General features: G+C 37.3%; 11 protein-coding genes. 2 read left to right on the top strand and 9 right to left on the bottom strand.

The window, feature by feature from the left end; translation table 11 throughout:
• Positions 1-7: 7 nt before the first annotated feature.
• The 7 genes from BLS02_RS08750 to BLS02_RS08720 form a co-directional block, all read right to left on the bottom strand.
• Entirely contained in the window at positions 8-991 is a 984-nt protein-coding gene (locus BLS02_RS08750) for an alpha-ketoacid dehydrogenase subunit beta (RefSeq protein ID WP_092492625.1), read from the bottom strand.
• Between the two features lie 15 nt (positions 992-1006).
• On the bottom strand, positions 1007-1999 hold the full coding sequence (locus BLS02_RS08745) for a thiamine pyrophosphate-dependent dehydrogenase E1 component subunit alpha (RefSeq protein ID WP_092492624.1): 993 nt from the start codon (positions 1997-1999) through the stop codon (positions 1007-1009).
• A gap of 22 nt (positions 2000-2021) precedes the next feature.
• Positions 2022-3443, bottom strand: coding sequence for a dihydrolipoyl dehydrogenase (gene lpdA / locus BLS02_RS08740; protein ID WP_092492623.1), 1422 nt, complete (start codon positions 3441-3443; stop codon positions 2022-2024).
• 22 nt (positions 3444-3465) lie between these two features.
• Positions 3466-4551: a butyrate kinase gene (gene buk, locus BLS02_RS08735; protein WP_092492622.1), complete on the bottom strand. Its 1086-nt coding sequence runs from the start codon at positions 4549-4551 to the stop codon at positions 3466-3468.
• A 30-nt stretch (positions 4552-4581) separates the two neighbouring features.
• Positions 4582-5676 carry a branched-chain amino acid dehydrogenase gene (bcd, locus tag BLS02_RS08730; protein ID WP_092492621.1) on the bottom strand — a complete coding sequence of 365 codons (1095 nt, stop codon included), beginning with the start codon at positions 5674-5676 and terminating at the stop codon, positions 4582-4584.
• Between the two features lie 13 nt (positions 5677-5689).
• Positions 5690-6592, bottom strand: coding sequence for a phosphate butyryltransferase (yqiS, locus tag BLS02_RS08725; protein WP_092492620.1), 903 nt, complete (start codon positions 6590-6592; stop codon positions 5690-5692).
• Positions 6593-6697: 105 nt separating this feature from the next.
• Positions 6698-8773: a sigma 54-interacting transcriptional regulator gene (locus tag BLS02_RS08720; RefSeq protein ID WP_092492619.1), complete on the bottom strand. Its 2076-nt coding sequence runs from the start codon at positions 8771-8773 to the stop codon at positions 6698-6700.
• 138 nt (positions 8774-8911) lie between these two features.
• Here BLS02_RS08720 and BLS02_RS08715 point away from each other — a divergent pair, with 138 nt between their 5' ends.
• Both BLS02_RS08715 and BLS02_RS08710 read left to right on the top strand, forming a co-directional pair.
• The gene (locus BLS02_RS08715) at positions 8912-9142 is read left to right on the top strand and encodes a DUF2627 domain-containing protein (protein ID WP_092492618.1); all 231 of its coding nucleotides are present in this window, start codon (positions 8912-8914) and stop codon (positions 9140-9142) included.
• Between the two features lie 43 nt (positions 9143-9185).
• Positions 9186-10535, top strand: coding sequence for an aspartate kinase (locus BLS02_RS08710; RefSeq protein WP_092493229.1), 1350 nt, complete (start codon positions 9186-9188; stop codon positions 10533-10535).
• A gap of 103 nt (positions 10536-10638) precedes the next feature.
• Here the strand turns inward: BLS02_RS08710 and spo0A are convergent, their stop codons facing one another.
• On the bottom strand, positions 10639-11418 hold the full coding sequence (gene spo0A / locus BLS02_RS08705) for a sporulation transcription factor Spo0A (RefSeq protein WP_092492617.1): 780 nt from the start codon (positions 11416-11418) through the stop codon (positions 10639-10641).
• 251 nt (positions 11419-11669) lie between these two features.
• The gene (spoIVB, locus tag BLS02_RS08700) at positions 11670-12953 is read right to left on the bottom strand and encodes a SpoIVB peptidase (RefSeq protein WP_254788744.1); all 1284 of its coding nucleotides are present in this window, start codon (positions 12951-12953) and stop codon (positions 11670-11672) included.
• Positions 12954-12999 lie beyond the last annotated feature (46 nt).

Below are 12999 nucleotides of genomic sequence, written 5' to 3'. Positions count from 1 at the left end.
TTTGATTTTAAAATTCTGCTAGTTCACGTATTGCTTTTTCAACTTTATCCGGGTTAATCATAAAATACTTCTCCATTGTTGGTGCGTACGGCATTGAAGGTACATCCGGTCCAGCTAGACGCTGTACAGGTGCATCCAGGTCAAACAAACAGTTCTCTGCGATAATAGCTGCTACTTCACCGATAATACTACCTTCTTTATTATCCTCCGTAATTAGCAATACTTTCCCAGTTTTTCTAGCTGCTTCAATAATTGCTTCTTTATCTAGTGGATAGACAGTTCTTAAATCAAGGATATGTGCGTCAACGCCTTCTTCTTCCAGCTTTTCTGCAGCTTGAAGGGCAAAATGTACAGATAACCCATAAGTTATAACTGTAACGTCAGAGCCTTCTCTTTTTACATCGGCTTTACCGATTGGCAGTACATAGTCATCTTCTGGAACTTCCCCTTTTAGCAGACGGTAGGCACGTTTATGTTCAAAAAATAAAACTGGATCATTATCTCGAATTGCTGCTTTCAATAAACCTTTTACATCATATGGTGTTGATGGCATGACAATTTTTAGCCCAGGCTGATTAGCAAACACAGCCTCTACTGATTGTGAATGGTACAATGCGCCATGAACGCCACCACCGTATGGAGCGCGAATCGTCATCGGCACATTCCAATCATTATTTGAACGGTAACGCATTTTTGCCGCTTCCGAAATAATTTGGTTAACTGCTGGCATTATAAAATCGGCAAACTGCATCTCGGCAACCGGACGCATTCCATACATAGAAGCACCGATGCCTACACCCGCAATTGCAGATTCCGCTAGCGGTGTGTCCAAAACACGGTAATCTCCAAATTCATCATATAATCCTTTGGTCGCGCCAAACACCCCACCTTTTTTACCTACATCTTCCCCTAAAACAAAAACTTTTTCATCACGTCTCATTTCTTCGGTTAATGCAGCTGTAACTGCTTGAATATACGACATTACTGGCATTTTAATCTTCCCTCCCTACTCTTCATATACATATTTTAATGCTGATTCGGCTTCTGCATAGGCTGCATCTTCCGCGTAGTCTGTTGCTTCATTTACAATTTCAACGAGTTCTTCATTGATTTCTTTTTCTAATTCTTCTGTAAGTATACCTTCCTCTTTTAAATAAGCAGCAAAGGTAATAAGTGAGTCTTTTTTCTTTGCCTCTTCTACCTCTTCACTCTCGCGGTATTGACTATCATCATCATCACTTGAGTGGGCAGTTAATCGGTAAGACACTGCTTCTATTAATGTTGATCCTTCGCCCTTGGTGGCACGTTCTCTTGCTTCATGGACAGCTTCATACACAGCCAAAGGATCATTACCATCCACTGTTAAACCTGGCATGCCATACCCTTGAGCACGATCAGAAACCTTTTCACTCGCTATTTGTCTTTCCATAGGAACCGAAATAGCATATTTATTATTTTCAACCATCGTTATAACTGGTAACTTATGAACTCCGGCAAAATTTAAACCCTCATGAAAGTCCCCTTGATTTGATGAACCTTCACCTAAAGTAACTAGTGATACGATATCTTTCTTTTCCATCTTTGCAGCAAGTGCTATCCCAACCGCATGCGGGAGTTGTGTTGTTACAGGTGAAGATCCTGATAGAATTCTATTTTTCTTTTGACCAAAATGTCCTGGCATTTGACGTCCACCTGAATTTGGATCTTCTGCTTTGGCGAAAGCTGAGAGCATTAACTCCTTGGCAGTCATTCCAAAAGCCAGCACGACTCCCATGTCACGATAATATGGTGCAACATAATCCATTTCACGGTTTAATGCAAAAGATGCTCCTACTTGCGCTGCCTCCTGACCTTGACAGGAAATTACAAAAGGAATTTTACCAGCACGATTTAATAACCACATGCGCTCATCAATTTTTCGAGCTAGAAGCATAGTTTTATACATGTCTATAACTTGGTCATTGGTTAAACCCAATGATTCATGGCGATTTTTAGCCATAATGATTCCCTCCTTTTCGGATTTATCCGTGTATTTGCTTTCCATCAACTGCTAGTGCTGCTTCACCCATTACTTCAGAAAGTGTCGGATGCGGATGAATGGTGTGAGCAACTTCCCATGAAGCTGCATCAAGAACTTTTGCCAGTCCCGCTTCTGATATCATGTCGGTGACATGTGGACCAATCATGTGCACGCCTATTAAGTCTTCATTATTTTTATCAGCAATTACTTTTACAAAGCCATCTGATTCCCCATGGACTAATGCTTTTCCGATTGCTTTAAAAGGAAACTTGCCAACTTTAACTTCAAGTCCTTTTTCTTTTGCTTGTTTCTCGGTTAACCCCACACTTGCAACTTCCGGATTGGAATAAATACATGTTGGGACATTGTCATAATCCATAGGCAATGGATTCTTGTCAGCCATATGTTCAACAGCAATAATTCCTTCATGTGATGCAACATGCGCTAATTGCATACCACCAATCACATCACCAATAGCATAAATATGTGATTCTTTTGTTTGGTAATGTTTATTTGTTTTAATTACTCCTTTTTCAACAACAATATCTGTATTTTCTAAACCGATATTCGTTGTGTTCGCTTCACGACCAACAGATACAAGCATCTTATCAGCTTCAAATGTTTCATTTTTGCCATTGATTTCAGCATCAACTGTTACGCCTTTTTCTTTTTGGAGTGTGTCAGGTAATACTTTTGCGCTTTTAACAAAAGTGATCCCTTTATGCTTTAACAGTTTCTCCACTTCTTTCGCAATTGCCCCATCTTCAGTTGGTAAAATCTGGTCAAGAAATTCAACTACAGTGACCTTGACACCAAAATCTGCTAACATGGAGGCCCATTCTATACCAATTACCCCACCACCAACTATGATGATTGAAGCCGGTAATTCTTCCATATGTAAAGCCTCATCAGAAGTCATCACAATTTCGCCATCAATATCTAATCCTGGAAGTGACTTAGGTTTTGAACCCGTTGCAACCAATACATTCTTAGGTACAATCATTGTATTCTCGTCACCGTTCTCATACTCAATTGAAATTGTCCCAGGCATTGGCGAGAAAATACTAGGACCCAGAATACGGCCGAATCCTTCATATACATCAATTTTCCCTTTTTTCATAAGTCCTTGTACACCTTGATGTAGATTTTTTACAATGCTATCTTTTCGTTCTTGTACTTTCACAAAATTTAGGGTTGTATCATTTGTGTCTACACCATACTCACTTGCTTCTTTAGTCTGCTTAAATACTTCGGCACTTCGTAACAACGCCTTAGATGGGATACATCCACGATGTAAACATGTTCCTCCAAGTTCTCCCTTTTCTACAACAGCAACCTGCATACCAAGTTGTGATGCACGTATTGCTGCTACATATCCGCCTGTTCCTCCTCCGAGGATGACAAGGTCATAATCTTTCGCCATTCTTTACACACTCCTTTATCTCTTAATTAACTAAGTAAGTTTTAGGTGATTCTTCTCTTCTAAGCACCCGTAATGTTCCTTCGTTAAGTGCTTGTAATTCATTTTCTCCTGGGTAGATAGTTGTATCAGCAATCCATTTGACCCGGTCAGAAATCATATCTACAAAAGGCTTTCCATACGCTAATCCACCTGTTAATACTATTGCATCGATATTCCCTTTTAGTACAGTACTCATAGAACCAATCTCTTTAGCAATTTGATATGCCATTGCATCATAAACGGAAGTCGCATATTCGTCACCAGTTTCGATGCGTCTTTCCACCTCAACAGCATCATTTGTTTGCAAATATGCCATTAATCCTCCACGACCTACTAGTTTTTTCATTATTTCGTCACGATAGTATTGTCCTGAAAAACATAAGGAAACTAAGTCACCTGCTGGTACTGTACCTGCACGTTCGGGAGAAAATGGCCCATCGCCATGTAGACCGTTATTAACGTCAATAACCTTCCCGTTTTGGTGGGCACCTATAGTAATTCCGCCTCCCATATGAGTAACAATGAGGTTGACGTCTGTGTAGGGTTTCCCTATATCTTTCGCTGCACGTCTAGCTACAGCTTTTTGATTTAGTGCATGAAAAATACTTTTTCTGGGAATTTCAGGTACTCCTGAATATCGTGCGATTTCATTAAACTCATCAACTACAACTGGGTCTACGATAAATGAAGGAATGTTCAAACCTGCAGCAATTTCATAAGCAATTATGCCACCCAAATTCGACGCATGTTCACCGTTATAGCCAATCTTTAAGTCTTCAAGCATTGCCTCATTTACTTCATAAGTCCCGCCCTCAATTGGACGTAAAAGACCCCCTCGGCCGCAAACAGCACTCAGTTTTGAGATATTTATCCCTTCATAATCTAATTGTTCGAGTATTACTCTCCTGCGAAAATCGTATTGATCTATCACACGGCTGAATTGTGCTATATTATCAGCATCGTGACGTATTGTTTTTTCAAAAATGCAATTTTCGTTATCGAAGACACCTATTTTCGTTGATGTTGATCCTGGATTAATGACTAATATTCTAAAGAGTTGATTTAACAATTCTACTTACCTCCGTAACCTAAGACTGGTCTACCGTCTGCTTAGAGTATGATGACCGTTTAATAGAAATTGACTTCGTGATGTGCTAACTGACTTAATCCGTTCCTCAGCCATACGGTCAGCTGCAACATAAGTTGGTACGTTATCGCGCCTGGAGATTTCAAATACACGAGTTAAACTATCGTATATCGTTTCAACTTTTTTCATTGCTCTATGCTGATTATAGCCATTAAGTTCATCCGCAACATTAATTACGCCGCCAGAGTTAATAACATAGTCTGGTGCATAAACAATTCCTTTTTCATGAATGATATCACCATGTTCTGTTGATTTAAGCTGGTTGTTGGCAGATCCTGCAATGACCTTAGCTTTTAATTGCGGTATTGTATCATCATTTATTGTTGCTCCCAAAGCACATGGAGCATAAATATCACAATCTACAGCATAAATCTCATCCGGACCTACGGCTTCAGCACCAAATGCATTTACAGCACGTTGCACTGCTTCTTTATTTATATCCGTAACAATTAATTTCGCACCCTCTTCATGCAGGTATTCACACATTGTGTAAGCTACATTACCGACACCTTGAACTGCCACTGTTTTACCCTCAAGAGAATCGTTGCCATATGCTTCCATCGCGGCCGCTTTTATTCCTTTATAAACTCCGTAAGCTGTTACTGGTGAAGGATTACCGGATGATCCGAACTCTGGTGAGATACCCGTAACAAAGTCTGTCTCCATATGAATTAAATCCATATCTTGGACCGTAGTCCCCACATCTTCAGCAGTAATATAACGTCCGTTAAGACTTTGAATATATCTGCCAAAGGCTCGGAATAACTCTGGATTTTTGTCTTTTTTAGGGTCGCCAATAATCACTGTCTTCCCCCCACCAAGATTAAGACCAGCCGCTGCGTTTTTGTATGTCATGCCTTTTGCTAAACGGAGTGCGTCCTCAATAGCGTCAGCTTCAGAATCGTATGTCCACATTCTTGTTCCGCCAAGAGCAGGTCCTAGTGTAGTGTCGTGAATCGCGATAATTGCTTTTAACCCAGAATTTTTATCCTGACAAAAAACAAGTTGTTCATAATCATAACTTTCCATATAAGTAAAAATTTCCATTATAATGTTCCTCCTAAAATGTTTTTGAAGATACTAGTGCTAAAGATAAAGAATATAATTTACTATCACTTGAGTCAGTTCGAGATGTTAATACAATTGGTGCTTTTGCTCCACTAATGACAGCGGCTACCTTTGCATCGGCAAAGTACATAAATGATTTATATAGTGAATTACCTACTTCAATTGTAGGTACCATCAATATATCTGCATTCCCTGCTACTTCAGAGTGAATATTTTTGTGATTTGCAGCTTTACGGGATACAGCGTTATCAAATGCTAACGGCCCATCAATTGTACAACCCTTAATCTGATTACGTTTTTGCATCTGAGTTAACAAAGCAGCATCTATTGTCGCTTGCATTGCTGGATTGACAACTTCAACCGCAGCAAGAACGGCGACTTTCGGGTTAGATATATTAACTCCTTGAGCAACCTGAACCACATTGTTTATAATTTGTTCTTTTTCTTGCAATGTAGGTGTTAAATTCATTGCAGCGTCTGTTAGAAAAACAAGTCGATCCTGATTTGGAATTTCAAATAATGCTACATGAGATAAAACGCCCCCAGTCCGTAAGCCGCTTTCTTTGTTCAAAACTGCCTTCAACAACTCTTTTGTAGAAACATTCCCCTTCATCAGAATATCGGCTTTTCTATCATGAACTGCTTTAACAGCTGCACCTGAAGGATTACTGTCGACATGGATAATTGTTATTTGTTCTTTCATCAAATCCAATTCTACAGTTCTTGCCATTTTTTGAATTTCTTCTTTAATGCCAAATAGTAGAAAAGAACATAATGACTGATCAACAGCTTTCTTAACAGCAAGTAATACCTCTTCATCTGCTGCATTCGCTATCGAGACTACTTGGTTTCTCTCTTGTTGAGCCTGTTGCTTGAGCTCTGTTAATGTCTGCATTAGCTTCCTCCAACCTCCCTAATATTATATAAGCAAAAACCGTGCCAATACAAAAATGCTGAAAGCGCTTTATTCATAAGTTTTCACCTGTGCAATTTATTGCACTTATGAAGGATTTTGCATGTCATCTTTTTCAATTTTATATTTTTCAAGTTTATAATAAAGATTTCGTATTGAAACATTTAATTCTTTTGCAGTTTGCGTTTTATTATAGTTATTTTCTTTGAACACGTTTTTGATAAATTCTTTTTCATAATGGTCAACAGCATCTTGTAATGTTTTGTTTGCCGTTCCTTCTTCGTTCATTTTATCTTTAGAAGTTTCAGAAGAAGTAAGTAAATTGGGGATATGTTTCTTTTTAATTACCTCTTCGTTCATATCCATATATATCATTGCTCGTCCAATCATATTTTCCAGTTCCCGTACGTTACCAGGCCAATGGTAATTCTTTAAATATTCACTTGCATCGTGATTTATTGCTTTAACATTTCTTCCATAATCCTGGTTTATTTTACGAATAAGATGTTCGATAAGACTCGGTAAGTCATTTATACGTTCCTTCAATGAAGGGATGTAAATTGGTAACCGATTCAAACGATAATAAAGGTCTTCTCGAAATTTTTTATTCATAATCGCTTTTTCCAGATTAACGTTTGTCGCTGTTATAATACGAACATCAATAGTAATTGGGTCAGTTCCTCCTACACGGACGATCTCCTGCTCCTGCAAAACCCGCAGCAATTTCGCTTGCATATGAAGGGACAACTCACCAATTTCATCAAGGAATACGCTCCCAAGGTTCGCTTCTTCAAACAACCCCTTTTTACCACCTTGCTTGGCACCTGAGAAAGCACCTTCTTCATATCCAAATAGTTCGCTTTCTAATATCGTCTCAGCAATTGCTGCACAGTTAACTCGAATAAATTTATTATGTTTACGGTCACTTTCATTGTGGATCGCATGTGCAAATAATTCTTTCCCTGTGCCAGATTCGCCACGAAGCAGGACAGTAGCTGGCGTTTTCGCTCCTACTTTCGCTTGTTCCAAGGCTATTTTCATTTCAGATGATGGACCTATTATGTCATCAAACGTATATTTTGCTTCTAAATTACGAATAATTTGCCTTGCACGTTTTAACTCACTTGTCAGCGACTGGATTTCTGATACATCATGCAGAACCCCAACACTTCCTTTTAATTTTCCATCAACAATAACCGGTGCAACATTTACTAAAACATCTTTTTTAGCTGGGCCTACTTTCATACGAACTCCCCGTACACCACGTCGTGTATTAAGAACCTTCATATGCATACTTTCTCCTTCAGAAATATCGGCGGTTGCTGGCTTACCCACAATATCTGCTTCTTTTAACCCTGTAATTCTTGTGTATGCAGGGTTGATCATAATACCAGTTCCATTTTCGTCTACAACCGTTATCGCTTCATCAGAGGAGTGTATAATAGCTTCCAACATCGTTTTTATTTCTTTAAGATCGGTATTTTCTTCAGCTAAATTCATTACTTCTGTAATATCTTTAAAAACAGCAAAAGCACCAATTAGCCTATCGTCAGCATTTATAATCGGAATTCTTGTGGTAATAACTTTTTTGTCATTTTCTAATACAAGCTTTTGATTCACTTCTCTTCGTCTGCTACGCAAAACATGAGGCAATCTTGTATCAGCAATAACATTTTTTATATCTTGACCTTTAAATTTATCCTTCGAGATACCTACGATACGTTCAGCGCCTTTATTAACGAACTGAACAATTTCTTGATTGTTGATAACAATCATTCCATCACGAATGTTGTTGAGAATTAACTCCTGATTATTTGTTTGAATTCTTAATCGATCTAGTAATGATTCTTTTTCTTCAAATAGCTCGGATATTATGTATGCAACGGTACCAGGTATAACAACAGTCTTACGATTTCTACTCTCAAGTAAATTTTCTAGAACTTTCTCATCACCTGTTGCCTCAATAATGATATCGATGTCTTTATTAATCCAGTTTTCCCAAGTATAATCGGTAGGAATACCATACTTTTCTGCTTTCTTTAAACCTGGCGCTGTACTATTTTTATCCACTACACCAACAATCTTCATACGGTCTGTATTATGTAGTATTTCTAATAAAGTACTGCCACCTTTACCGGCACCAACAATAAGAACACGTTTCATATGTATCCCACCTTGCAATATTTTGCATCTTTAATAATACTTTATTCTGCAGTTCTAAGCAAATTTTGATTTATTCCTATTTCTTATAATATTTGCTATACTAAAAAAATGATGATTTACTAATAAAGGGGAAGAAACATGATTCGTATAATTGCGGTTTTATTATTACTTATCCCAGGCCTTGTTTCTGCATTTGGTATAAAGCTTATTCGCGACACATTGTTTGATGATATTTATCCAATTTTTTTTAATATTGGAATTCAGTTTGTTGCTGGTTTTATATTATTTTTAGGCGGAATCGCCTTCATCGGTGGATTTATTGTTCATCGTGATCGAAAAAGACAACAAAATAAAAAGAAGAGAAGATAATATTATAAAAAGAAATAAAAATTTTATTGGAGTGGTAGAAAAAATGAAAGTAGCAAAATTTGGAGGAAGTTCTGTAGCAAATGGAAATCAAATTGAGAAAATTGGAGCAATTATTAAAAGTGATCCTGAAAGAAAATTTGTAATTGTATCTGCTCCAGGTAAAAGGCACCAAGATGATACCAAAATGACAGATCTTCTTATTCAATTGGGGAATATAGCTTTCCAAGACAAGCCTTATATGGATAATTTAAATGTAATAATGAATCGCTTTTCAGAGATTGTAGAAGAACTTCGGATTTCCCCGTCTATCCTGGATGATATTAAAAACAATATACAAGAAATTATTAACAACAATGAATCGGACCAAATGAAGATGGATGCATTGAAATCCATTGGAGAAGACAGCAGTGCTAAGCTGGTAAGTGAATACTTAAAAACAATTGGTTTAAATGCACGTTATTTGAACCCAAAAGATGCGGGTATTATCGTCAGCAATGAACCTGGCAATGCACAGATATTACCAGAAAGCTTCTCAGAACTCTACAAATTACGCCAGTATGAGGAAATAGCAGTTATTCCAGGATTTTTCGGCTTTACAAAAGAAGGAAAATTGATGACCTTTTCTAGAGGAGGTTCAGATATTACCGGATCGATTGTTGCAGCTGGAATCAAAGCGAAATTATATGAAAATTTTACCGATGTCGATTCAGTCTATACTGTAAATCCGAGTATTGTATCGAATCCGAAAGAAATTACTACTTTAACATACAAAGAAATGCGTGAATTATCATATGCTGGTTTTTCCGTATTTCATGATGAAGCACTAATCCCTGCATTTCAACAAAAAATACCTGTATGTATTAAGAATACAAATAACCCAGATGCTCCAGGTACTATGATTATCTCTGAAAAAAACAAGAGTAGAAAGTGTGTCGTTGGGATTGCAAGTTCTAAAGGCTTTTCAAGTTTATATGTGAGTAAATATTTAATGAACCGTGAAGTTGGCTTTGGTCGGAAACTGTTGCAAATATTAGAGAAAGAGTCCATCTCTTTTGAACATGCGCCTTCAGGAATTGATGAAATGTCAGTTATAATTCGAAATAGTCAACTTTCAGCTGCCAAAGAGGAAGTAATAGTAAACAGGATCAAGGAAGAGTTACATCCAGACAGAATAACATTTCATCGTGATCTCGCTATGATAATGATTGTCGGTGAAGGTATTGTAAGTACACTGGGAATAGCACAAAAAGCAACAACCGCACTTACTGATGCTCATGTCAATATTGAAATGATCAATCAAGGTTCATCTGAGGTATCTATTATGTTTGGCATCCAATCTGAAGGGTTAAATCGTGCAATACCTTCCTTATACAATGCCTTTTTTGGCAGTTAAGAACACATATTAATCCTTTCTTACTGCATAAATGCAACTAAAACTTGACGAAGAAAAATAAAAAAACCTGTATGGGAATCCTATCTCATACAGGTTTTTTATCTTAACTTGCTTTGTGCTCTAATCGCAAACGATCAGCTACCATGGCAATAAATTCTGAGTTCGTAGGCTTTGCTTTAGAAATACTAACGGTATAACCGAATAACGCCGATATGGAGTCAATATTACCACGACTCCATGCCACTTCGATTGCATGACGGATAGCTCGCTCCACGCGTGATGCTGTGGTATTGAATTTTTTTGCAATATCTGGATAGAGCACTTTTGTTATGGAACCTAATAGTTCTATATCATTATAAACCATTGTAATTGCTTCCCTTAAATACATATATCCTTTAATATGTGCCGGAACTCCGATTTCATGAATAATATTAGTTATACTTGCCTCTAAATCCTTTTTCTTACGCTCTTTATTATTTGCCTTTTTAGGACTAGCTTGTAATGTAATATTTCCTTGTACTTGGCGGATTTGGTCAGAAAGATTATCCAAATCGAACGGTTTCAAAATAAAATATGATGCACCTAAATCTACTGCTTTTTTCATAACTTCTTCCTGTCCGAAAGCAGTAAGCATAATTACGTTAGGATATTTTTCCCTTTCTGTGCCACGAATAGTATTTAACACCCCCAAGCCATCTACATGAGGCATGATAATATCTAAAACCAAAACATCAGGCTGCATCTCTTCCAACATTTCCAGACATTCTCTTCCGTTATACGCAACACCAATAACTTCAATATCCTGCTGATCTTCAAAGTACTCTTCCATCAGCTGAACAAGTTCCCTGTTATCATCTACTAAACAAACTGAAATTTTCTCCACTAAAATTTCCTCCTTTTATGTAATTCGAACTTTATCCAAGTAACATATTCGACATAAGATTCAAATATCCTTTTTTTTATCAAAAAACTTTGGTTTTTTTTGTATTAACTTTGATTTTCGCTTATTATCTCGTATTATCGATATAATTCGATATATTTTGACAAAAATGTGACAGGTTTGTCGAAAAATATATATTAAGTATAACATAAAAAAGACTTGTCATAGGTTAATTCCTATAACAAGCCCTTTTATTAACTTGCTTTATCTTTTTCATCATATATTTCAATTCCTGCTTCTTGTAGCATCCACTCAATGTGAACACCGTATCCTGAGGTTGGATCATTGACAAATACATGCGTCACAGCACCAATTATTTTTTCATCCTGAATAATTGGACTACCACTCATTCCCTGAACTATACCACCAGTTTTCTTTAAGAGTTCAGGGTCCGTGATTTGAATTATCATTCCTTTAGTTGCCGGAAAATTTTGCGGCACACTACTTACGATTTCAACTTCAAATTCTTCAACTTCCTCGCCCTCAACAACTGTAAGGATTTTTGCTGGACCTTCTTTGACCTGGTGAGAAAGTGCGATAGGCATAGGTTTGTCATATTTTCCATTTTTAATCGGACTATTCAACTCCCCAAAGATACCATACGGACTGTTCTTGGTAATACTTCCAATTTTATTATCTTTAACTGAAAATTTTGCCTGTTTTTCACCCGGTGTACCATTGTTTCCTTTTTCAATCGAAGTTACATTCGATTGGACGATGGTTCCATTATGAATTTCAATTGGCTTTTGAGTATCCATATCGGAAATGACATGTCCTAGCGCTCCATATTTCTTGGACTTTGGATCATAAAATGTCATCGTTCCAATTCCTGCTGCGGAATCTCTTATATAAAGTCCAATACGATATTCCTTTTCCTTACTATCCTTAACAGGGTCTAATGTGGTTTCAATCGTCTCCTTTCCCCGTTTGATCGTTAACTCAAGTTTTTTATTTTCTTTTCCCGCCTTTTCTACATATGGTTTTACATCTTTCATTTTTTTAATTTGGTTACCATTTATTTCCAAAATTACATCACCTACTTGGATATTTGCATCTTCCCCTGGTGATAACATTCCTTTTTCACCCTTAATTTGGTGATGCCCAACTACAAGTACTCCTAATGTATGAAGTTGTACACCAATGGATTGACCTCCTGGAGTCACACGAATATCATCAAGAACCGAAACATCCACTTTTTTTATCGGGAGTCCTGCGACTTCATAAATGAGCTGACTATTTCCAGGTTCTTTTGCATAAAATTCGGAGGAATCAATAGTGTGGTTACTATTACCCGAGGAACCGATATCTACGTTGCTCCCAAGAACTGGAACATTTATAGATGAAGATTGGTTATCAAATGTTACAACTTGATTAGGAATGGCAAGGTAATCTTTTATTGGTGTTATAAACGGTACTGCCAATACTGCGATTAGCAGCAGGACACCTACCCATATTCGAATATTATTTATATGCTTCACCCAATTCACTCTCCTCGTTTCCTAACCCATACCAATAATTTATTCA

Origin of the sequence: Virgibacillus salinus (assembly GCF_900102415.1) — a bacterium.
In the GTDB taxonomy this organism is placed as follows: domain Bacteria; phylum Bacillota; class Bacilli; order Bacillales; family Amphibacillaceae; genus Lentibacillus; species Lentibacillus subterraneus.
Note: the sequence above shows the minus strand (reverse complement) of the source record. Positions and strands in the feature narration are given on the sequence as shown.

Coding starts and splice junctions, on each gene's coding strand:
- BLS02_RS08720 (WP_092492619.1), bottom strand. CDS start 8,773: ATGAAACGTGTTCTTATTGTTGGTGCCGGTAAAGGTGGCAGTACTTTA.
- bcd (WP_092492621.1), bottom strand. CDS start 5,676: ATGGAAATTTTTACTTATATGGAAAGTTATGATTATGAACAACTTGTT.
- BLS02_RS08750 (WP_092492625.1), bottom strand. CDS start 991: ATGCCAGTAATGTCGTATATTCAAGCAGTTACAGCTGCATTAACCGAA.
- BLS02_RS08745 (WP_092492624.1), bottom strand. CDS start 1,999: ATGGCTAAAAATCGCCATGAATCATTGGGTTTAACCAATGACCAAGTT.
- yqiS (WP_092492620.1), bottom strand. CDS start 6,592: ATGCAGACATTAACAGAGCTCAAGCAACAGGCTCAACAAGAGAGAAAC.
- lpdA (WP_092492623.1), bottom strand. CDS start 3,443: ATGGCGAAAGATTATGACCTTGTCATCCTCGGAGGAGGAACAGGCGGA.
- BLS02_RS08715 (WP_092492618.1), top strand. CDS start 8,912: ATGATTCGTATAATTGCGGTTTTATTATTACTTATCCCAGGCCTTGTT.
- BLS02_RS08710 (WP_092493229.1), top strand. CDS start 9,186: ATGAAAGTAGCAAAATTTGGAGGAAGTTCTGTAGCAAATGGAAATCAA.